Raw genomic sequence first — 21,317 nt, 5'->3', positions numbered from 1 at the left:
GGAGGAATTTTGTATGTTTCAATTAGATGGAAAAGTTGCCATGATTACAGGTGGAAGTAAAGGGATAGGTCTTGGTATGGCTCATTGTCTAGGGAAATTGGGAGCAAAACTAGCCATTGCAAGCAGAGGAGAAAAAGATCTTGAATATGCCCGCCAGGAACTCTCCGAGAAAGGTTATGAGGTGCTGGCTACTCCCGTTGATGTTTCAAACAAAGAGAGTGTTGAATCCTGGATCGAGAAAGTGGTTCATGAGTTTGGACAGGTTGATATTCTCGTCAATAATGCCGGTACAAATATTCGTAAGCCGTTAGTTGAAGTAGAAGGAAAGGATTGGGAACGTGTCATTGACACTAATTTGAAGGGAGTATTCCTTGTGGGCCAAGCGGTTGCCAAACAATTGATTGAGCAAAAGAAAGGAGGACGGATCATTAATATATCCTCCATTTTTGGTGGTGTTGGGGGGATTTTCCAATCGAGCTATGCAGCAAGCAAAGGAGGAATGAACCAGCTTACGAAAGTATGGGCCCATGAACTTGCTGAAGAGGGGATTACGGTCAATGGTCTTGCACCTGGCTACATTAAAACACCGATGACAAAAGGCTGGTTGAACGATGAAGAACGTCTGAAGAATATCATTGATCAAACCATGGTTAAAAGAGTAGGTCATCTCGAAGATTTAGAAGGCCCATTAGCTTTACTAGCCTCAGATGAATCTAGTTATTTAACAGGACAAACGCTTTATGTTGATGGTGGTTGGACAGCAAAATAAAAAGGGGGATGAGTGAATGGAACCGACTGCGAAAAAAATGGATTGGGAAGAACCGAAGCAATCGAATAACCTGATTTCTAACTTAGCAATGTTTTTTGCGAAGATAACAGAAAAATGGCTTCCGGATGCATTTGTTTTTGCTGTTATTCTGACAACTATAGCATTTATAAGCGGTGTTTTTCTTACAGACAGCTCTCCGTTTGACATGGTGCTTCATTGGGGGGATGGATTTTGGGCACTATTAACCTTTACTGCCCAAATCATTACAACCTTTGTGATGAGTTATGCGTTAGCGCTGACAAAACCTGTTTCCAATATGCTTGAAAAAGCTGCAGGTCTTTGTAAAACACCGACTTCAGCCATATTAGTCGTAACTTTTTCCGCGCTGATTGCTTCATTGATCAGCTGGGCACTCGGTCTTGTTATTGCGGGAATCATGGCTCGTTTAGTAGGTGCAAAAGTACCTACTGTCGACTACCGTGTGCTTGTTGCTTCTGGTTATTCTGGATTTGTCATTTGGGAAGGAGGCCTTTCTTCTACCCCATCTTTATTTGTTGCTACAGAAGGGCATAATTTTCAAGATATGGTTGGCATCATCCCTACGACGGATACCTTGTTCTCGCTTACAAATCTCATCTTAGTTTTAGTCATTTTCGGTACATTACCATTTGTAATGAACTTGATCCATCCTAAACGACCGGAAGACCGAGTTACGATCGACCCTTCTTTGTTAAAGGATGCGAATGTATCCCATGATCAAATTCGTGTTGAGAACATGAACCCGAATGACAAAATGGACAACAGTCGGCTCATCACTTTGGCAGGGGGCTTGCTGGGACTCTTGTATTTAAGCATTCAATTCTATCAAAATGGATTCTCTCTTGACTTGAATATCGTCAATCTCATGTTTCTAACGGCGGCCTTGCTATTGTATAGTAACGTCAAAGAACTTGGAAATGGCATTAAATCAGCTTCGGGAAGTGTCGGGCAGTTCGCCCTGCAATATCCGTTTTATGCCGGAATTATGGGGATGCTTACCGCTTCAGGTCTAGCCGTATGGATATCTACGAATATTGCAAGTGTCGCCAATGAACAAACCCTTCCGTTCTTTGCCTTTTTATCATCTGGTTTGTTAAATATGTTCATCCCTTCTGGAGGGGGACAATGGGCGGTACAAGCGCCTATTATGCTTCCTGCCGCTTTAGAAATGGGAGTGAACCCAGCCAAAATCGTTACCGCAGTGGCTTGGGGAGATGCTTGGACAAATATGATCCAGCCATTTTGGGCCATCCCGATGCTTGCTATCGCTGGGTTACGAATTCGAGATATGATGGGATTTGCAACGATCACGCTCCTATACACCGGTGTCATTATGTCCATTGTATTCCTTGTTTTTTAGGTCGAATGCAGAAAACGCTTACAAATGAAGGAGGATTGTATGCTGATGGCTGAATTAACGAAGCAGGATAAAGAACAAATCAACTGGGCGGGGATTGAAGATCTGGTTAGAGAGCAGTTTCCTGATCTCCAAGGTGATTTTCAAGTAGAGAAATTCTCTGCAGGATATTCCAATTTAACTTACAAAATCAGGGTGGGAGATTGGGAAGCCGTTTTGAGAAGGCCTCCCTTTGGTTCAATTCCTCCGAAAGCACATAATATGGAAAGAGAATTTCAGCTATTGATGAACATCCACCCTGTCTTTTCGCTGGCTCCTGAACCTTACTTATATAAAGAAGATTCTTCCTTAATGGACAAGCATTTTTATTTAATGGAAGTGAAAGATGGCATTGTCATTGACGATACGCTGCCGGATAGTTATGAAAAGATGGATGGGATACGACCGGTCATTTCTGAAGCAGTGATTGACTCTCTCGTTCATCTTCACTCCATTGATATAAAAGAGAATAACTTGATGGACCTTGGGAAGCCTGAAGGGTTCTTAGAAAGACAGGTAAATGGATGGATAAAAAGGTATAACCGGGCGAAAACGTCTGAAATAGAAGGTGTTGAAGAGATCGAAGACTGGCTGCTTGAAAACATCCCTTCGTCTCCAGAGCCCACTATTGTTCACAATGACTTTAAGTTGAATAATATGCTGTTTTCATCCTCTCACCCAGGAGAAGTCACCGGTGTGTTTGATTGGGAGCTATGTACGGTTGGCGATCCTTTGACGGATTTAGGAAGTACGTTAGCTTATTGGACAGAGCCAGGTGACGAAGAAACGGGCCTATCATCCGTAACCGAACAACCGGGGTTTCTTTCACGTGAACAGATGCTGAAGTTATATGAAGAGAAAAGCGGCAGGGATCTATCTCATATTGATTACTACCTCGTGTTTTCTTTTTACAAAATTGCAGGCATCTTGCAGCAAATTTACGATCGTTGGAAAAACGGAAGCATAGAAGATGATCGATTCTCCAGTCTGGATGTCGGCATTAGAAACCTAATGAAAAAAGCACAACAGTCACGTGAAAACCCTCTTCGAGTTTGAATCAACTATAAAGAAAGTGGAGTGATGAATCATGTTAACAACGGTATCGAATAAGACATCAGAATTACAAGGGAAACTAATCACCTTTATGGAAGAGTATATCTATCCTAATGAAGAATTATATGAAAAACAGTTAAACGCGATGGAGTCAAGGTGGAATATTCCGCCAATCATGGAAGAATTGAAAGAAAGAGCCAAAGAACATGGACTCTGGAATCTGTTCAATCGTGAAGAAGGGTACGGTACAACTCTATCAAACTACGACTATGCTCATTTATGTGAGATTATGGGACGATCTTTGATTGCACCTGAAGTCTTTAATTGTAATGCCCCTGATACGGGGAATATGGAAGTATTGATGAAATATGGGACGGATGAACAAAAAGAAAAGTGGCTCAACCCACTATTGGATGGCAGCATTCGTTCTTGCTTTACAATGACGGAGCCTGATGTAGCTTCATCGGATGCGACGAATATTCAGAGCCATATTGTTCGTGAAGGTGACGAATATGTCATCAATGCTAAGAAATGGTGGTCATCGGGTGCCATGGACCCACGCTGTGATATTGCTATTTTTATGGGGAAAACAGATCCACACGGACCACGTCATGAGCAGCAGTCCATGGTATTAGTTCCTATGGATACTCCCGGGGTAGAAATAAAACGACATTTACCGGTTTTCGGTTATGACCATGCTCCTCATGGTCATGCAGAAATCCATTTTAATGATGTAAGAGTTCCGGTATCCAATCTCATTTATAAAGAAGGCAAAGGATTTGAAATCGCTCAATCCCGATTAGGCCCAGGGCGAATTCATCACTGCATGCGAGCCATAGGTGCAGCGGAACGGGCGATTGAACTTCTTTGTAGACGAGCAGCAGAGCGTGAAGCGTTTGGTACCCCTCTAGCTGAAAAAGGAGTAATTCGGGAAATCGTTGCAGAATCCCGAATGGAAATTGATCAAGCAAGGTTATTAACGCTTCATGCTGCACAGAAAATGGACCAAGAAGGAGCTAAAGCGGCAAGAAAAGAAATTGCAATGATAAAGGTTATAGCTCCTCGCATATCTCTTAATGTTATCGACCGGGCGATCCAAGTATTTGGAGGAGCAGGAGTTACGGAAGACTTCCCTCTAGCTGCACATTGGGCAAATGCTCGCACCTTAAGAATCGTGGATGGGCCTGACCAGGTGCACCTAAGGGATATTGGAAAATTAGAGTTCAAAAAGTATCTTTAGTAGATAGGAATAATACTAGTTGCTAGTTTTTTCTTCTATCTACCACTCCTTACACCCTATGAAGGAACTCTGAACCCTTTTAGAGAAAAGTATTAGGGACAAACGAAAAAGGATGTGAACGAATGGGGAAAGAAGTTCTAATCGTCATTGATGTGCAAAAGGCCGTCATGGAAAACGCGTATCAGTGTGAAGAGAAAATCACCAATATGAATCGAGCAATCCATCGGGCGAGAGAAAAGCAGATTCCGGTAATCTACGTTCAGCATGAATATCCGGAAGGTCCGATGAAACGGGGCGCAGAGGGGTGGCAGCTGCATCCGGATTTGGAGAAGCCGTTGGAACAAGATGCCGTCATCTTCAAAACGGTTCCGAACGCTTTTGTGCATACATCCCTTAAGAAGACACTTGATAAAGTTGAAGCGGATCATCACTTTATATGTGGGGCGCAGACGGATTATTGTGTTGACTCTACTTCCCGAGGCGCTTTTGATCATGGCTACCGTGTTACATTGATATCAGATGCCCATACCACATGTTCCAATGAGCATTTGACAGCTGATCAGATTATCGAGCATACACAACATACGTTAACGAACTTTTGGAGTGAAACGGCAACGATTGATTTGAAGTCTTCCCATGAGCTCGGATGGGAGAAAGTGAAGTAAACATAAAAAGGTCACCGTTTTCGACGATGACCTTTTTTGAGTAGTTAAGATGATAAGAGTAAAAGTGATTGAAGTTTCGTCTTTTATCTTGAAAGGAGTTGAACCTATGTGGAAGGGAAACACAGTCATTGATCGGTTGAACATCGATTATCCGATCATTCAGGCCGGCATGGCAGGGGGAGTGACGACGTCTGAACTCGCCTCAGCGGTCTCGAATGCTGGAGGGCTAGGGAATTTAGGAGCGGGTTACATGGCCCCCGAAGCTATGGTTGATACCATCAAGGAAATTAAGCGATTCACAAGTCGAACGTTTGGTGTGAACGTTTTTGTCCCTCAATACCCACAAGCGACAGAGGAAGAAACAGCCGGGGCGAATAAGTGGTTGGAACCATACCGCGCCGAGCTAAGAATTGAACAAGAACCGACTCTGAAGCAGGACCTTTCTCTTTTTGAAAAACAAATCGAAGTACTGATGACAGAACAAGTTCCTGTCGTCAGTTTCACATTCGGGGTACCGCCGCGTGAAGTGATCAAGGACTTGAAAAAAGAGGGTCGTGTTGTGATCGGAACGGCTACCACGGTGGAAGAAGCAATAATCAACGAAGAACATGGAATGGATATGGTTGTCGCGCAAGGAAGTGAAGCGGGCGGTCATAGAGGGACTTTTTCCGGAGCTTTTGATCAAGCCATGATCGGAACAATGTCGCTCGTGCCTCAGGTGGTCGATCACGTGAAGATACCTGTCATTGCGGCCGGTGGAATGATGGATGGCCGTGGGGTTAGGGCCGCTCTTGCCCTGGGAGCACAAGGCGCCCAGCTGGGAACGGCCTTTGTCACTTGCCGGGAAAGTGGGGCGAAAGCTCAGCATAAAGATGCGATTTTGAATACAAAGGAAACCGACACCGTTGTCACTTCGGTCTTCAGTGGTAAACCGGCACGAGGCATTCGGAATTCGTTTATCGAAGAAATGGAGAAAGGGGACGGCCATCACCTTTTAGCTTATCCCCTACAAAATATGTTGACGAAAGAGATTCGTAAAGAAGCGGCCAGCCAGAACCGACCCGAGTATATGTCGCTTTGGTCAGGGCAGAGCCCCAGGCTGAGCACCAGCCAATCCGCTTCCTCCATTGTGGAGTCGATCGTTACCTACGTAGAAAGAGAATACGAGGAAGCTGTGGGTAAGAAAAGATGATGAAAATTGACGGACCCGTTACCAATCCAACAAAACGATCTACGGTCATCGACATTAAAAAACGGGAGAATTAATTCTCCCGTTTTTTCCACTTCCAACCATTTGTGATGATCCCAACTAAGCCGGTTATTGTAAGTATGTAAGCTACAAAAAGTGGTATATCTTGAAGTTCAGCTGTAAATAGCCGGAATATGCCGACCATGAATATTAAAAAGCTGCTAATCAGTGCAATTCCTATTTTCATCTCTTGATTCATAGGATTTCCTCCCTTTCTTTCTATACTAGATTAACATACATAGTTGTTTTGGTTCATGCTATAGTAAAGGTGATTGATTTTTCTGAATTTATCAAGGTGGTGGAAAAGTGAAAGAAGAAAGCTTATTTCAACAGATGCGTTTTGTCAGAAAAAGGAGCCTTGCAGCGCTCGATGTGACGACAGAAGAGGTAGCGGATGCGAAGCCGGAAGGGTTTTTGAATAACATCCGTTGGAATTTCGGTCATATCTTCGTTTCCCAGGAAAACTTATTGGCAAGGTTTACAGGGGAAGAAGCGCATATGCCTGAAGGATATATCCATCGTTTGATTCAAACATACCAAGGACGCTTATCCGAAGAAGGGGAAAGCCCTTTGACCTTGGTGGGGGAATCGTTTTTCGAACGTTGGATGAAGTGTTGAATTTCACGATCTGGCATGAAGGGCTCCATCAAGGCACCATTTCTTCAATGAAAAGGGCCCAAGGGCTCGAAAACTTATTCTGATGTTACATAAGGCGCTTGAGAATCTAACACGGACAGGCAATGGCGTCGTCCTGGGTGTATTCGTCGTTTCGCTGTTCTCTGAACAAGCTTTTGATCTGTCCTTTGTTTTCTGTTTTCTCATCGGCTATTTCATCATAGAAATGATCAGGATTCTTCCTGATGGAAAGGAGGAGGATTGATGGAACGAGCTGGATTTTGGAGCCGGTTTTTCGCCTTGATTTTGGATGGATTGATCATTACCGTACCTATGAATCTTTTATGGTCTTGGTATCAGGGAGATTGGAGCACGGATGTAACGGACGGATGGTTATGGCAGGTCATTTACGTGAGTTATTTAACAGTACTTCCCGTGATATGGAGCGGGTATGTCGTAGGGAAAAGAATACTTACAATCAAAATCAGGAAAGAAGGAGATCAGCCTGTAGGTCTATTCCAGATGTTTATTAGAGAAGTCATCGGTAAATTTCTCCTCGGAGTGATTACATTCGGAATCGCTTCTGTGGTGAGTGCTTTTATGATCGGTTTTAGAAAAGACAAACGAGCCATTCACGACCTGCTTGCTCAAACCTATGTCAAAAACATTCCCTGAAAAGTCGATGGAACCTTCCATCGACTTTTCCTATCCATCCCCATAAAATCTACCACGATCTTTTGTGAAAAAGCTTCCGATTGTGGAAGAATCCGTTTCGAGATGTTTGTGGGAGTTTAGGGGCTCAGGGAAACAGTTCGCTTTCCGTGGGAGTGCAAGCAGCCCCTTCAGAAAACCCCTGAAGAAAGCCTTGCTTGGTCGAAATAATGAATGATGGATTCCTTGCCATGGATACGGGGTCAGGGAAACGACGATTTGCGGTGTTTTGAATCAGTTCGTAGAAAAACATACACGTTTGTGCCTCCCTGCGCTTTTCATGCGGACGTTTCCCAGACCCTGTTCCCTCACCTTATTCGTGCAGTTGCTATGGTTGAAACTACTATATCGGTGTGGTTTATCAGGTCTTCATTCAATCACGGTCGTTTAATTTAAGAAGGATTTCGAGAACCACATATGGTAAAGGGGCGGAGGGAAACGGTGAGACTCCTATGGGGTGTGCGGGACAGATGAGACCCCGCAGGACGAAGTCCAAGGAGGCTCAGCGCCCGCCCCATGGAAAGCGAACCTTTCCCCGTAGCCTCCTAAAATTTCACAAACGCCTCGAAATCAAGACTTCAAGAATCCTCCCATAATGCTGAATCAGTCTACAATGAAAGTTTCCTATGTTTCTTAAAGGAATGAATAAAATGAGGTGGACTCTAGTACGCTCTAATAGAAGGTTGAAGGGGGTACGTTATGCATAAATGGAAGAGTCGTTCACCACTTGGTCAATTGCCGGCATTCAAAAAGGATCCACTCGCATTTCTTATGGAAATGGAAGAGACACAGAAGCCTGTGGCAAGGTTCAGGTTTGCTCATAGACCTGTGTTCATGTTGATGCATCCGGCTCTGATTCAAGAAGTACTCGTAAGAAAAGCGGACTCTTTTTACAAATCGAAGCCTTTTCAGGAGTTAGAACCACTTTTAGGTAAAGGGCTTTTATTAAGCGAAGGGCAGCATCATAAACGGCAGCGACGAAAAATCCAGCCTTTCTTTACTCCGAAGCATATCCAGCGCTATTGTGACACGATGGGGAGAGTCGTTACGGACCATACCTCTCTCTGGAAAAACGGAGACCGACTGATTTCCGAAGATATCAGAGGGCTTACGCTCCAGATCATCACAGAGACGATGTTCGGTACAGAAGTGAGAGCAGATCATGATCAAGTGGGTCAGCAGCTGGATACCGCGATGGAAATCGCCACCGAAAGGATCCGTAGTGTTTTTAAGTCGCCACGTTTATGGAAAACGGTTCGGAACAAGCTGTTCGATGATGCAGTCGATAAGTTGGACGAGGTGGTTTATTCCATTATCCATCAGCCTCAGGTCTCCGGGGAGCACCTTCTCAGCGTCATGAAGGACGCTGAAGATGCAAACGGGAAGAAAATGGATGACAGGCAGCTTCGCGATGAAGTGATGACCGTATTTCTGGCCGGACATGAAACGACAGCCTCGGCATTGACATGGACTCTCCACTTACTCATGGAGCACCCCGATTGTTATCAGAAAGTGGAAAGTGAAATCGAACAAAATCTTTCAAGTGATACGCCTTCCGTGGAAGAAACGGGGAACCTTTTGTATACGAAAAAAGTGATTCTCGAAAGTATGCGCTTGTACCCTCCGGCATGGATGTTTGGCAGGCGTGCCAAAGAAGATGTGAACATTGGATCCACGTTCATTAAAAAAGGGGCGACCGTTATGGTCAGTCCTTATCTGATGCACCGGCACAGGAGGTATATTGATTATCCGGAGGAATTCCTTCCAGAACGCTTTGAGGATGGACGACTTCTTGGGGGGCCTGATTATCTGTACCTCCCATTCGGTGGCGGGCCCCGCGTATGCATCGGCCAGCACTTCGCCATGCTTGAAATGCTTGTCATCCTCTCATCTCTCATTAAATCGTTCAAGTTTGATCGTTCTCCAGAGGCTTACCCTGTCAATCCCGAACCATTAATCACGCTCAGGATGAAGCATGACCTGAAGCTTCACCTGTCAAAAAAGGGTACAGGGATCAAGTAAGTCGTTATTTTCTGTACCCTGTCTTTTTGTTCATGTACAATAACAACAGATGAAATGACAGGGATAGAAGGTGTTACTTTGAAAACAATTATTATTGGAGCAGGAATATTAGGGGCTTCGACGGCATACCATCTCGCGAAAAAAGGGGAAGAAGTGATCGTCATCGACCGGAATGATCCGGAACAGGCGACTCGGAATGCAGCAGGTATCGTATGCCCGTGGCTTACAAACCGAAGCAATAAAGTGTGGTACCCTCTCGTCACAGGTGGGGCGAAATATTACCCGGCACTGATGGAGGAGCTTGCAGAGGCTGGCGAAACACAAACCGGCTATAAGCAGGTAGGAGCCATCAATATATTCGATACGGAAGAAAAATTGGAAAAGAAACGAAAGGTTGCGCTTGAAAGAAAAGAGCAGGCCCCGGAAATGGGGGAGATCTCCTGCCTTTCCCCAGAAGAAACGAAAGAGATGTTTCCGCCTGTAGCTGAACACTACCGAGCCCTTCACATTTCAGGAGGAGCTCGAGTGAACGGAGCAGAAGTGACATCCTCTTTACTAAGGGCAGCCAAGAAAAGTGGAGCAACTTTTATAAACGGAGATGCTGCATTTCTTTATGAGAACAAGCGTGTCGAAGGCGTTTATGTTCATGGAGAAAAGATCTTTTCTGACCGGGTGGTTGTTGCTAACGGGGCATGGACGAAAACGTTGTTCGATCCGATTGGGATGAGTCCCCATGTGACCTTTGAAAAAGCGCAGATCGTTCATGTGGATATGGAAAACTACGACACGGAGAATTGGCCTGTGATGCTTCCGCCGTTCAACCACTATATTCTCACTTTCGGGAAAGGGCGGATCGTCATTGGCGCGACGAAAGAAAAGGCGCATGACACCAGAGTCACCGCGGGTTCTGTCCATCAGTTGATGGATAAAGCTCTTCGTGTAGCGCCTGGACTTGCGGATGCCACTTATGTCAAAACAAATGTCGGATTCCGGCCTTTCACTCCAGGTTCAACCCCGGTCATTGGAAAGGTCCCGGGTCATGAAAACGTAGTGGTGGCCAACGGTTTAGGAGCTTCTGGTCTGACAAGCGGTCCTTATATTGGATCTGAGCTTTCAAAGTACTTGTTAGAGGAAGATACCGAACTCGATTTTACCAACTATACAGCAGATCATTTGTTCAATTAAACACAAAAAGGTTCCCTCATCGAATGAGGGAACCTTTTTGTGTATTTAGTTCTCCTTTTTTAAAAGAAGTTCCTCACTATTAAAGAAAGTGCTCGAATAGAGACCACTGCTTATTAGTGGTTTGCTGCTTTTTGATTGTCATTTTTTACTTCAGGTTCATTGACTTGCTCTTCATCAGGAGGATAGGTCCGTTTGACGAAGAAAGCGAGAACCAAACCGGCAAGGGACAAAGCCGTGACGATGAAGAATGCGATATTCACTCCGTAAATCGAAGGGTGATCGATCGACGGATTGCTTTCGGCGGATTGAGCGGTTGTCGTCATCACTGTGACAAGGATCGCTGTACCTACTGATGCCGCTACCATCCGCATCGTGTTGCTCATCGCAGCCCCGTGTGGAATAAGTTTCTTAGGCAGTTGGTTCAATCCCGCCGTCGTCACAGGCATCATGACCATGGATAACCCGAACATCCGGATCGCGTATAAGACAGTGATCGCTGTGAATGTTGTTTCGATATTCAAGAATGAAAAGGCGAGCGAAGCCCCTGTAATAATCGTGAGTCCGACAACGGCAAGCAGACGCGCGCCTATTTTATCAAAAATACGACCGGTGATCGGTGACATGAATGCTGTGATGACCGCTCCCGGAAGCAAGGCGAGTCCGGATTCGAAGGCAGAGAAATCACGCATGTCCTGCATGTATAAAGGAATCAAAGTTTCTGCTCCGATCAACCCTAAGAAAGTAATCATCGCGATGACGGTCGTGATCGCAAAAACCGGGTACTTGAAAACACGGAACTCAAGCATCGGGTGGTGCATCCGTAACTGTCTTCGAATGAACAAGGTCAACGTGACTGCACCGATGATCAAAACGGTGACCGTGTCGATGCTCGTCCATCCCTGGTTTCCAGCTAGTGTGAAACCGTATAAAAGTCCTCCGAAACCTATGGAAGAAAGGATGATGGAAACCGGATCGACTTTAGGATAGGATAGTTCGGTTACATTTTTCAGGACGAAGTAGGCGAGAATAATAATTAAAATGGCCAAAGGTAAAATCATCCAGAATAGATATCTCCACGTGTAGGCGGATGTAATGTAACCGCTGAGTGCCGGTCCAATCGCAGGTGCAAATGATATGACAAGTCCGATGTATCCCATTGCCGCCCCGCGTTTATGGACGGGGAAAATCATGAGAAAGACCGTCTGCATCAATGGAAGCATCACACCTGCTCCAGCAGACTGTACGACCCTCCCTAAAAGAAGAAGGGGGAAGTTCAATGCCAATCCACCAAGAATCGTTCCGAATGCAAAGACACTCATGGCAGATATGAAAAGCTGCCTCGTTGTAAATCGTTCAATAAGAAAAGCACTGACAGGGATCATCACACCGTTCACGAGCATGAATACGGTAGTCAGCCACTGGGCTGAGTTCGCTGTCACATTCATCTCATCCATGATGGGAGGAATGGCTGTAATCATTAGCGTCTGATTTAATATCGTAATAAAGGAACCAGCCAGTAAAAGGGCTGCCATCAGCACTTTGTTGGTACCTTTGGATGTCATAATGTCGTCCTCCTATGAATCAACTAATATAACATTATACTCCTCGCTATGATAAGAGGACAACTCATCCAACTCAGTTTACTGGTTTAATATTATGTAAACTTAATGATTGCTTTTCTACGTTACATCTCAGGAAAAACAATGTTTGGATAAGGGAGAGAATAGGCTTATCCAGTATCATCTTCGAGGCAATCTAATAAGGAAAACCCCAATGGAAGAGCACATCCATTGAGGTTTTCCTTATTTTTTAAGATGCTTGCAGAAGTCATTTAGAATAAGTCACATCTTATTGCTGAAATAGACAAGCATGAAAGAGAGTAGAAAGAGCGACCTCAAAAGAGCTTAATGCCTGTGTGTCTGTTTATTTTCCCGGAGTCCCTCATACGCTTGCCGCCCTACAGAATGGTACTCGATGTTTCTACCCTCGAAGTCCTCCGGTGCGTAACAATTGCGACCATCAAATAGGACAGCTTCCTTCATGGTCGTTTCATATACGTCTAAAGATAAGTCACAAATCGAAGACCACTCGGTGCAGATCATCGCAATGTCGGCACCTGTTAAGACCTCATGGATTGAATCACTGACAGGACAGAAGGGGATGCTTTTGACGACAGGGTCATAAGCGGTTGGATTGGCTTCGAGTTTTTGGAGACGTTGGATCAGCGAAACGGCCGGAGATTCACGGATATCATCGGTATTCGGTTTAAAAGCAAGTCCAAGGACCGCCACGTTCTTCCCTTTCAAGCTTCCATAACGTTTTAATGCTTTTTCAACTAAAAGGTTCTTTTGCCTTTCATTCACATCCATGACCGTAGACAGGAGCTTAAAGGGATGACCGGTTTCCTTTGCGACCTGGACCAGTGCTTTCGTGTCTTTTGGAAAACATGATCCGCCAAATCCGATTCCTGCACGCAGGAATTGTTCTCCTATGCGGCTGTCCATTCCCATTCCTTGTGCTACTTGCTCTATATCACCGCCTAACTTTTCACAAATAGAAGATATTTCATTAATGAAACTGATTTTCGTCGCTAAAAAAGCATTAGACGCATATTTGATCATTTCCGCACTTAAAGGGTCTGTCAGCAATCGGGGAGTTTTGAGTTTTCTGTAGATCTCTTCAAGGAATTGTCCTGCTTTCAAGTCTGTAGAGCCGATGACAATGCGGTCTCCATAAAAGAAATCATTAAGAGCAGATCCTTCTCTAAGAAACTCTGGGTTGGAGACGACATGGAACGTTCGTTCAGAACGAGACTGCATCCATGACTGTACTTTTTGATTGGTTCCAGGAGGGACCGTACTTTTGATGATGATCAGTGTTCCATCGTTGATATAGAGGGAGAGGTTTTCGACGGCATTCTTTACATAAGAGAGATCTGCCGACCCGTCATTGTTCTCCGGTGTTCCGACGGCGATGAAAACAGCTTCTGCACCTTGAACGGCTTCTTTCAGGACCGTCGAGAATTGCAGGCGGTTTTCAAGGAGGTTGGATTGCAATAAATGTGAGAGGCCGGGCTCATGGAGAGGACAATGTCCATCTTGTAAGGAGGATATTCTTTTTTCATCAATATCCACGCAAGTGACTTTATGACCGAGACTCGCAAGGCACGTTCCAGTGACCAATCCGACGTAACCTGTACCGATGACAGCGATTTTTTTCATATTCATCTTCTCCTGTCCCTAAGCGAAAGAGGCGAGCTTCACTTCGCCGATCGCATCTTTGTAATCTCTGATCAGTTGTTCGAAGATTTCTTCCCATGATCTATCGAGCGCCTCTTGCCGCGCCTGTTTCCTCATCGATGCCAGTTTTTCTGGATCAGATAGAAGATCTAAGATTCCTTGAGTGAAAGAGTGATGATTGTAAGGTGTACATAATAAGCCTGTCTTTCCGTGGCTCACAATTTCTTTCACTCCACCTGCGTTTGCCGCGACTACAGGTGTTCCGGAGGAGAGGGATTCAAGAACGACGTTACCGAATGTTTCCGTTGCTGAAGGAAAAATGAATAACGTAGAAGATGCGTAAATGCGGGCAAGGCTTTCTCCATCCTGATAGCCCGCGAACGTCATGTTCTGTGGGGCCACCGATTGAAGGTGATTCTTTAAGGGTCCGTCTCCTACGATGAGCCAGTGAATGTTTTTATTCATGTGATGGGGGAGGGTTTTGGCTACATTCATGAGGGTATCCAATCCTTTTTCCGGCGCAAGGCGTCCGACATAGGTTAATAGAATAGGCGCATCGATTTTAAACTGATTTCTTACGCTGCCATCATTGTGATTGGGAGAAAAGAGTTGATGGTCCACACCCCTCTGCCATAGTCCGATATTATGAAGGCCGTGAAGCTCTAATTCTCTTTTCGTATGAAGGGAAGGGACAAGGGTTTTTTTGAAGGGCTGATGAAACCATTGCATATATTTCCAGACAAAAGAGGAGAGGAAAGATAATTTATAATAGTCTAAATATTGATCAAAATGCGTATGATAAGAACCCACGAGTGGAATGCCCATCTTCTTACCGAAATGCAGTCCCGCAAGTCCGATGTTGAAAGGAGTGGCGATATGGATCAGGTCGGGCCGGAAAACTTCAAGGTCTCTTTTGATTTTGATTAGATTAGGAAGGGCAAGACGGCATTCTGGGTATAGCCAGAATGGGACGCTGTTAAATCTGTGGATATGATCGATATACTCCTCTTTACTTCTCATGTCTGGAGCATACACCCTGTAAGGGATGCGTTTCTTTTCAAGATATCCGGTCCACCGTTGTAATGTACGAGCGACTCCATTGACTTGTGGTACATACGTATCTGTGAAAATCGCTACTTTCATGTTCCATTCCCCCTTTAACCGAAAAACGTTGCTCCCTGTCCTTCGGTACTTATCTATTCGCTGGAAAAAGGGTTTATGCAGGAGAGGGTAGAATGGAACACAACTTTACATGAGATTGACAAAAGAAGAGAACGACAAAAAACCTGCCTATGCAGGTTTTGTCAGAAGGTTATAGAGGCTGCTTTCGGGTTGTAATGGAAAGTATGGCGATGGAATGAAGAGAGTTTTGTGGAAGGCTGTGTATATTTACGCTGATTTTTTTGTAAGAGAGTGTTGGCTTACGGCTTTTAATAGGATCATCTTGTCTTGGTTTGTCAACTTGTTCCAAATGCCCACTTTAATGTTCATTTTTTGTTTCCTCCTCAGAATTTAATGGAGCTAGCAAGTTATTGACGAACAGACATCACCGCTTTGTTCATACTTAGCATATACCGTCATTTAAACAAGATTAAACAACAAAAATATCTACAATATTCGAGGGTCTCCAAGTTTTGAAGAAGGTTCAGGCATAAAAGTGTCGAATATGTTTAAGGAGCCTGTAAAAAAACAAAGAAAGTGGGCTCAAAACCTGAGAAAATGTAAAAAAGAAGAGGAGGAAGTTTTCATGATTTCTTATCAAGTTCAATCAGAAAAAGGTTTTTCTGAAAAGATCGGGGAACTCGTATGTATGCTTGAACACGCACGTGCGGTGACGATCCAGGAAGTAGCGGACCTCACGCAGGAAGAACTTGATGAGTGCGAAACCGATGGAAACTCCATTGGTATGCTTCTCTCCCATATGGCAGCGATTGAGTTTGTCCATCAAGTCATCGGTTTTGAAGAGAGAGATTTAACTTCGGATGAAGAGGAAGAATGGGGAGCGGCACTTGAACTGGGGAGCAGGGCCCGCGCGAAATTCCATTCTTTAACGGTGGACGACTATTTGGATCTCCTGGAGACGACGAGAGATATGACGCTTGAATACTTGAAAGAAAAAGACGATGATTGGCTGTTTGAGGAACGCTCCTGGCCGAACGGAGTGAAATACAATCCTTACTACCTCTGGTTTCATGTCATGGAAGATGAAATCAGCCATCGGGGACAAATTCGAGCGATGATCCGTTCGAAGAAACAAAAAATAGAACCTCTGAAAAAATGATTGAATGTGAAAATTAACATATTGATTAAAAGAAGCGAACCGGGGACACTTTGCCCTGGTTCGCTTCTCTACCTATGAACTCCTTTAGCGTTTAAGTTGCATACTAATGATCTTGTGCATTCTTATCGGTTGGTTTTAAGCTTTTATCGGTAGGTTTCGGGTTTTTACCAGTGACTTCCAGGCTTTTATCGGTGACTTTTGCACTTTTATCAGTGACTTTAATGATTTTATCAGTATTAGAGTATAGGTTGACCAGCGGAACATCATTTTTACGATACATAGCTTTCTGTTCTCATGATGTATTCTTCAATCGCCTCCTTTAAGGGACGGAAAGACTCGTTCCAGAACGTCTGCTTGTTAAGGTCTTGACCAAGGAATCTTTCACAAAGCTCATCCATCGGCAGATCTCCCGAATGACTTAAAAGGCCATCGTACTTTTCAGGGAATGACTTTGGACTTTCTTTGTATTGTGAGTAAATCCCATTACTAAACAGATAGCCGATCGTGTAGGGGAGGTTATAAAAAGCTTTCTCGGTATCATAAAAATGAGGGATGCTCATCCAATTATAAGCATTCACATGTTCCAGCTGATCTCCGAACCATTCCCGTTCTTTTGCTTCCATCAAATCGATGATCTCAGAAGAGGCGAGCTTTCCTTGTTTCCGTTTCTCATAAAAATCCTTTTCAAATTCAAATTTAGCTGGAATGAACGTGGTGTATTTCAGTCCGTTGGTGATTTTCATTTCTAAGAGGGAAAGGGCGTCTTCTTCTGTTTCCGCGAGATCAATGGCAGCGTCCAATACAAGATTTTCCGCGAACGTGGATGCTGTTTCTGCAAGTCCTGTCCCTGCATGCTGGGCGAATCCGGGTTGTTCATGCAGCAACTTATTGTGGTAGGCATGTCCAAGTTCATGAGCCATTGTTACAACATCCTGATACGTTCCTTGGAAGGAAAGGAGCACGCGGCTTTCTTTCGCATTCGGAAACGATGCACAAAAGGCACCGTGGCGTTTATTTTCATGTGGCTCCGCATCCACCCATCCATCATGGAAGGCTTGTTTGGCGAAGTCTCCGAGTTTCTGACTATATCGGGAGAACTGTTTGATTACAATTTCCGTTGCCTCTTCATATGTAAGTGTTGTCTTAGTAGTGAAAGAAGGTGCATATAAATCATACCAGTCCGGTTTTGGGATGCTGTCGACCTGTGCTTTCCTTATTAAGAATCGATATAAAAGGTCCTTATGCTCATGTAATGCTATCATCATGCTGTTGACGGAGGATTCCGAAATTCTATTCTGTTCATACATTTCTTTTAGTGGATTCGTCCACCCTCTTAACTCATACAAATCATTCCGGAAACCGGAAAAATGGTTAAAGATCAGGGCAAACCGCTCCTGGTTCTGTTTGCAAACCTCAATGATGGACGATGCAATGGAAGCCCTGACAGAACGATCCTTGGATAACATCGCTTTCATGAACGCCATATCGAACGACAATTCTTTTCGCTCACCATTTTCCTCCACAGGTACTCGAAGGCGGGCGAATTCCTGCTCATAAAGGTCTTCCCATCCCTCAAAACCATTCATGGACAATGTGTGGATGACCTGTTCCAATTCAGGGGCTAACCGATCTTTCACCTGTTTCTTCCGTTCCATTAAAGAGGTGCGGATATCAGCCAGTTCCTCTGCTTGAATCCATTGGTACCAGGAAGATTCATCAATCGCTGCGATATAGTGGTTGAATGTCAGCAGCAGGGTTTCCATTTTTGCTTTTAATCGTTGACTCTGATCCATAAAGTAATGGCCCTCAGCATCCTGGACATCCTGTGAGGATAGGCAGATCGCGTATTCATCGATGGCAAAAACATCGGAGTAAAGCTTTTGTACTTCTTCTACAGTCAATAGGAAATCTTTAAAGTTTTCAGGAGTTCTGGAGTTTTTAATCTGCTCTTGAAGCGTTCTAATTTGTTCATTTTTTGAAAGGAGTACATCTTCAAGCCCGTCAGGAAAGAGACGCTCCAAATCCCATTTTTTCATCACCGTGTTCTTCATATGATTCCTCCTAAGGTTTTGATAGTATTAGTGTAATAGACTTTGGAAAAATCTTCATCATCCTCGAGGCGGACTCCTACTCCTATTCCCGACGCAGGATCTCTCAATGATGCTATGTGGAAGGCTCGATAATTCGATAACCGGGGTTCGTTCCCATTTTTGTGGTCAGGGGTGGTTGGGAAGCTACTCGCTTTCCTGTGGGGGAGCGCCGAGCTTCCTCGGGCTGAAGCCCTTTGGGATCTCGCCTATCTCCTTCTCCCACGGGAGTCTCGCAGCTTCCCAACCACCCCTTTCCATGCATGTGAAAAACGAACCCATATACACGGATGGACCATCTTCCGTAGCCACTGCTTTATAGTGAAAAGTGCTCTATAGCACGCGCTGGTACACAGAGGCTGTCGTTTGGAAGTTGAAATCACCAACTTCCTGTGAGCTTAATAACTGGTTATTCTGGAAGTGGTTTCGAGATACTTATATGGAAAAGGGGCGGAGGGGAATGGGGAGACTCCTGCGGGAAAAAAGTGCATGGTGAGACCCCACAGGACGCAGTCCGAGGAGGCTCACCGCGCTCCCGCGGAAAGCGAGTCATTCCCCGCAGCCCCCATCCACTCAACAAAAGTCTCGAAAACGAGTCTTCCGCAATCGGGAAGAGTTAATGGAGCAAAATGTTGATTTTAAAGGAGGAGAAGTAGATGAAAGTGCCGTTCATAGATGGACATAATGATACGATGATGAACTTTGAGAATGGGGTGAAGCCCTTTTTCAAAGGGACGAAAGAAGGGCACATTGATTGGCCGAGAGGGACCCGTTCTGGTCTGGCCGCAGGTTTCTACGCCGTTTTCTGTCCGAACCCTGATACCGATCCACTCCCTGTCGCCTACAAAACAGAGAAGGGTTATGAGAAACCGTTTCCACGCCCGTTGTCTTATGCTTATGCTTGCGCGTACACCAATAAGATGGTCGCGCGCTTCTTAAAAATGGAAGCAGAGTCGGGTGGGAAATTCAAAGCGGCACGTACCGTCGGGGACATAGAACGGGCCATCGCGGGAGAATACATGGCCGGCATTTTACATATCGAGGGAGCAGAGGGGATCGATAAAGACTTGCATGCGCTGTCTGTCTTATATGAAGCAGGGTTACGTTCTGTGGGACCTGTCTGGAGCAGAGCGAACGGGTTCGGTGAGGGAGTTCCGTATCGTTTCCCTTCCTCTCCAGATACGGGGCCCGGCCTTACGGAAGCCGGGAAAAATCTCGTCCGCGAGTGTAACCGATTAGGAATCATGATTGACCTTTCCCATTTGAATGAAAAAGGGTTTTGGGATGTCGCCACCATCAGTGATGCTCCCCTTGTAGCTACTCATTCCAATGCTCATCAAATATGCCCGGTTACTAGAAACCTGACAGACAAACAAATCGATGCAATCGGAGAGTCGGATGGATTGGTTGGGGTCACCTACAGTATTAATCCCAATATGGTGACAGAAGATGGTGCGAATAACGAAGGAGCCGCTTTAACTGACATCACGAAGCATATCCATTACATGATCGATCGCATCGGAATCGACCATGTCGCTTTAGGTTCGGATTTCGACGGAACCCGAGTGCCGACGGCTCTTAAGGATGTGACCGGCGTGCCGAAATTGTTAAATTTATTAAAAGAGGAAGGATTGAGCCGGGAAGCCATTGATAAGATTGCCTATAAAAATTGGCTTCGTGTCTTAAAGGAAACATGGAAAGACAATAGCTGATCCAAGCTTCCCATAGAAAAAAGCCGAGGATGCCTCATGAAAAGGGCATCCTCGGCTTTTGTTTATCATCCATTATTTGGATCTGTGTTTTTGATAGGTGATTCCTTTTGTCAGTGCTTGCATTTCCTTATAAATCTGCTCCGTCAATGGAGGCGCCTCAAGGTAGCGCAAGTTGTCGTTCAGCTGCTCCACGGAGCTTGCTCCAAAGACAGCGGTCGCGACGGTAGGGTTTTGCAGGACGTATTGAAGCGCCAGCGTCTCTGCCGTTTTCTCATCACTAGTGAATGATTGCCATTGCTTCGCGATTTGCAATACTTCTTCCTGGCTGTACTCTAAAAATCCATTTTCTGCTTTTTCCTGGGCTTTCTGTTGTCCTTTTGAGGATAACATCCCTTTCGCCAGCGGCCCCCTTGCCAGGACACTGATCTCATTGTCTGCAAGCAGGTTGAGAATTTCTTCTTCCGGGCGGCGATCAAGCGCATTGTATTGCATCATGACACTTACGATGTTGGATTTTTCCACATATTCTTTAATGACATTCGGACGAATCGAAGAGATGCCGTATTCTCTGATCAGTCCGTCTTGTTTGAGCTCTTCAAAAGCTTCGATGCTTTCCTCTATCGGATCATCAATGGTGCCGCCATGCAGCTGATAAAGGTCGATATAATCGATGCCCAGTCGTTTCAGGCTGTCTTTCACACCTTCTTTGATGTGCTTTTTGGACGGGTCCCAGTGCCAGTCCTCTTTATCAGGATTAAAGTTGTTACCGACTTTCGTTCCGATTAATAGGTCGTCTCTTTTTCCTTTGACCGCATCTCCTACGATTTTTTCGTTTTCCCCAAAATCGTATAAGTCGGCCGTATCTAAATAATTGATGCCGGCATCGACGGCGCGGTCGATGATGTCTTTTGCTTTGTTATGATCGGTCCCGAGCGACATGCATCCAAGACTGATTTCTGATACGTATAAATCTGAAGATCCTAATTGACGTTTGTTCATGTAATCATCCTTTCCATTGTAAGTGTAGCGGATTGTTCCGGTTCGATGCCACTCT

The 21,317-nt window shown here is 44.9% G+C and carries 19 protein-coding genes; 12 read left to right on the top strand and 7 right to left on the bottom strand.

What is annotated here, in order from left to right:
- Positions 1-13: 13 nt before the first annotated feature.
- From DYE48_RS11605 to DYE48_RS11580, 6 genes are all read left to right on the top strand, one after another.
- Complete coding sequence (locus tag DYE48_RS11605) at positions 14-769, top strand: SDR family NAD(P)-dependent oxidoreductase (RefSeq protein WP_115823772.1); 756 nt, start codon at positions 14-16, stop codon at positions 767-769.
- 16 nt (positions 770-785) lie between these two features.
- The gene (locus DYE48_RS11600) at positions 786-2,168 is read left to right on the top strand and encodes a short-chain fatty acid transporter (RefSeq protein ID WP_115823771.1); all 1,383 of its coding nucleotides are present in this window, start codon (positions 786-788) and stop codon (positions 2,166-2,168) included.
- A gap of 45 nt (positions 2,169-2,213) precedes the next feature.
- Positions 2,214-3,260, top strand: coding sequence for a phosphotransferase family protein (locus DYE48_RS11595; RefSeq protein ID WP_115823858.1), 1,047 nt, complete (start codon positions 2,214-2,216; stop codon positions 3,258-3,260).
- A gap of 31 nt (positions 3,261-3,291) precedes the next feature.
- A complete protein-coding gene (locus DYE48_RS11590) occupies positions 3,292-4,497 on the top strand; it encodes an acyl-CoA dehydrogenase family protein (protein WP_115823770.1) in 1,206 nt (401 codons plus the stop codon).
- Between the two features lie 122 nt (positions 4,498-4,619).
- Positions 4,620-5,162: a cysteine hydrolase family protein gene (locus DYE48_RS11585; RefSeq protein WP_115823769.1), complete on the top strand. Its 543-nt coding sequence runs from the start codon at positions 4,620-4,622 to the stop codon at positions 5,160-5,162.
- A 106-nt stretch (positions 5,163-5,268) separates the two neighbouring features.
- Positions 5,269-6,354, top strand: a complete 1,086-nt coding sequence (locus DYE48_RS11580; RefSeq protein WP_115823768.1) for an NAD(P)H-dependent flavin oxidoreductase — start codon at positions 5,269-5,271, stop codon at positions 6,352-6,354.
- Between the two features lie 70 nt (positions 6,355-6,424).
- Here the strand turns inward: DYE48_RS11580 and DYE48_RS11575 are convergent, their stop codons facing one another.
- On the bottom strand, positions 6,425-6,610 hold the full coding sequence (locus DYE48_RS11575; protein WP_115823767.1) for a hypothetical protein: 186 nt from the start codon (positions 6,608-6,610) through the stop codon (positions 6,425-6,427).
- 107 nt (positions 6,611-6,717) lie between these two features.
- Between DYE48_RS11575 and DYE48_RS11570 the strand changes: the two genes are divergently transcribed.
- The 4 genes from DYE48_RS11570 (at position 6,718) to DYE48_RS11550 (ending at position 10,944) form a co-directional block, all read left to right on the top strand.
- A complete protein-coding gene (locus DYE48_RS11570) occupies positions 6,718-7,029 on the top strand; it encodes a DinB family protein (RefSeq protein WP_115823766.1) in 312 nt (103 codons plus the stop codon).
- 261 nt (positions 7,030-7,290) lie between these two features.
- Positions 7,291-7,701 carry an RDD family protein gene (locus DYE48_RS11560; protein WP_115823764.1) on the top strand — a complete coding sequence of 137 codons (411 nt, stop codon included), beginning with the start codon at positions 7,291-7,293 and terminating at the stop codon, positions 7,699-7,701.
- A gap of 735 nt (positions 7,702-8,436) precedes the next feature.
- Positions 8,437-9,759 (top strand): cytochrome P450, encoded by a 1,323-nt coding sequence (locus DYE48_RS11555; protein WP_115823763.1) that lies wholly within the window; start codon positions 8,437-8,439, stop codon positions 9,757-9,759.
- Between the two features lie 78 nt (positions 9,760-9,837).
- Complete coding sequence (locus tag DYE48_RS11550; protein ID WP_208639654.1) at positions 9,838-10,944, top strand: NAD(P)/FAD-dependent oxidoreductase; 1,107 nt, start codon at positions 9,838-9,840, stop codon at positions 10,942-10,944.
- Between the two features lie 113 nt (positions 10,945-11,057).
- Here DYE48_RS11550 and DYE48_RS11545 read toward each other — a convergent pair whose 3' ends face one another.
- The 3 genes from DYE48_RS11545 to DYE48_RS11535 form a co-directional block, all read right to left on the bottom strand.
- Positions 11,058-12,506 (bottom strand): DHA2 family efflux MFS transporter permease subunit, encoded by a 1,449-nt coding sequence (locus tag DYE48_RS11545; protein ID WP_115823761.1) that lies wholly within the window; start codon positions 12,504-12,506, stop codon positions 11,058-11,060.
- Positions 12,507-12,848: 342 nt separating this feature from the next.
- Positions 12,849-14,165 carry a UDP-glucose dehydrogenase family protein gene (locus DYE48_RS11540; protein WP_115823760.1) on the bottom strand — a complete coding sequence of 439 codons (1,317 nt, stop codon included), beginning with the start codon at positions 14,163-14,165 and terminating at the stop codon, positions 12,849-12,851.
- Positions 14,166-14,183: 18 nt separating this feature from the next.
- Positions 14,184-15,326 (bottom strand): glycosyltransferase family 4 protein, encoded by a 1,143-nt coding sequence (locus DYE48_RS11535; RefSeq protein ID WP_115823759.1) that lies wholly within the window; start codon positions 15,324-15,326, stop codon positions 14,184-14,186.
- Positions 15,327-15,930: 604 nt separating this feature from the next.
- On the opposite strand from DYE48_RS11535, the gene DYE48_RS11530 reads away from it, so the two are divergent.
- On the top strand, positions 15,931-16,464 hold the full coding sequence (locus tag DYE48_RS11530; RefSeq protein ID WP_115823857.1) for a DinB family protein: 534 nt from the start codon (positions 15,931-15,933) through the stop codon (positions 16,462-16,464).
- A 103-nt stretch (positions 16,465-16,567) separates the two neighbouring features.
- Here DYE48_RS11530 and DYE48_RS21165 read toward each other — a convergent pair whose 3' ends face one another.
- Both DYE48_RS21165 and DYE48_RS11525 read right to left on the bottom strand, forming a co-directional pair.
- Positions 16,568-16,744 carry a hypothetical protein gene (locus tag DYE48_RS21165; protein WP_167449499.1) on the bottom strand — a complete coding sequence of 59 codons (177 nt, stop codon included), beginning with the start codon at positions 16,742-16,744 and terminating at the stop codon, positions 16,568-16,570.
- Entirely contained in the window at positions 16,734-18,515 is a 1,782-nt protein-coding gene (locus DYE48_RS11525) for a M3 family oligoendopeptidase (RefSeq protein WP_115823758.1), read from the bottom strand. Before DYE48_RS11525 ends, DYE48_RS21165 begins: the two co-directional genes overlap by 11 nt.
- Positions 18,516-19,207: 692 nt before the next feature.
- Here DYE48_RS11525 and DYE48_RS11515 point away from each other — a divergent pair.
- Positions 19,208-20,263, top strand: a complete 1,056-nt coding sequence (locus tag DYE48_RS11515) for a dipeptidase (protein ID WP_115823757.1) — start codon at positions 19,208-19,210, stop codon at positions 20,261-20,263.
- 72 nt (positions 20,264-20,335) lie between these two features.
- Here the strand turns inward: DYE48_RS11515 and DYE48_RS11510 are convergent, their stop codons facing one another.
- Positions 20,336-21,262 carry an aldo/keto reductase gene (locus DYE48_RS11510; protein WP_115823756.1) on the bottom strand — a complete coding sequence of 309 codons (927 nt, stop codon included), beginning with the start codon at positions 21,260-21,262 and terminating at the stop codon, positions 20,336-20,338.
- Positions 21,263-21,317: the final 55 nt, after the last annotated feature.

Source organism: Halobacillus trueperi (assembly GCF_003386945.1).
GTDB lineage: Bacteria > Bacillota > Bacilli > Bacillales > Halobacillaceae > Halobacillus > Halobacillus aidingensis.
Note: the sequence above shows the minus strand (reverse complement) of the source record. Positions and strands in the feature narration are given on the sequence as shown.

Excerpts from the sequence above, each read along its gene's own strand:
- DYE48_RS11605 (WP_115823772.1), top strand. The coding sequence starts at position 14 with ATGTTTCAATTAGATGGAAAAGTTGCCATGATTACAGGTGGAAGTAAA.
- DYE48_RS11600 (WP_115823771.1), top strand. The coding sequence starts at position 786 with ATGGAACCGACTGCGAAAAAAATGGATTGGGAAGAACCGAAGCAATCG.
- DYE48_RS11595 (WP_115823858.1), top strand. The coding sequence starts at position 2,214 with ATGGCTGAATTAACGAAGCAGGATAAAGAACAAATCAACTGGGCGGGG.
- DYE48_RS11590 (WP_115823770.1), top strand. The coding sequence starts at position 3,292 with ATGTTAACAACGGTATCGAATAAGACATCAGAATTACAAGGGAAACTA.
- DYE48_RS11585 (WP_115823769.1), top strand. The coding sequence starts at position 4,620 with ATGGGGAAAGAAGTTCTAATCGTCATTGATGTGCAAAAGGCCGTCATG.
- DYE48_RS11580 (WP_115823768.1), top strand. The coding sequence starts at position 5,269 with ATGTGGAAGGGAAACACAGTCATTGATCGGTTGAACATCGATTATCCG.
- DYE48_RS11575 (WP_115823767.1), bottom strand. The coding sequence starts at position 6,610 with ATGAATCAAGAGATGAAAATAGGAATTGCACTGATTAGCAGCTTTTTA.
- DYE48_RS11560 (WP_115823764.1), top strand. The coding sequence starts at position 7,291 with ATGGAACGAGCTGGATTTTGGAGCCGGTTTTTCGCCTTGATTTTGGAT.
- DYE48_RS11555 (WP_115823763.1), top strand. The coding sequence starts at position 8,437 with ATGCATAAATGGAAGAGTCGTTCACCACTTGGTCAATTGCCGGCATTC.
- DYE48_RS11545 (WP_115823761.1), bottom strand. The coding sequence starts at position 12,506 with ATGACATCCAAAGGTACCAACAAAGTGCTGATGGCAGCCCTTTTACTG.
- DYE48_RS11540 (WP_115823760.1), bottom strand. The coding sequence starts at position 14,165 with ATGAAAAAAATCGCTGTCATCGGTACAGGTTACGTCGGATTGGTCACT.
- DYE48_RS11535 (WP_115823759.1), bottom strand. The coding sequence starts at position 15,326 with ATGAAAGTAGCGATTTTCACAGATACGTATGTACCACAAGTCAATGGA.
- DYE48_RS11530 (WP_115823857.1), top strand. The coding sequence starts at position 15,931 with ATGATTTCTTATCAAGTTCAATCAGAAAAAGGTTTTTCTGAAAAGATC.
- DYE48_RS21165 (WP_167449499.1), bottom strand. The coding sequence starts at position 16,744 with ATGTATCGTAAAAATGATGTTCCGCTGGTCAACCTATACTCTAATACT.
- DYE48_RS11525 (WP_115823758.1), bottom strand. The coding sequence starts at position 18,515 with ATGAAGAACACGGTGATGAAAAAATGGGATTTGGAGCGTCTCTTTCCT.
- DYE48_RS11515 (WP_115823757.1), top strand. The coding sequence starts at position 19,208 with ATGAAAGTGCCGTTCATAGATGGACATAATGATACGATGATGAACTTT.
- DYE48_RS11510 (WP_115823756.1), bottom strand. The coding sequence starts at position 21,262 with ATGAACAAACGTCAATTAGGATCTTCAGATTTATACGTATCAGAAATC.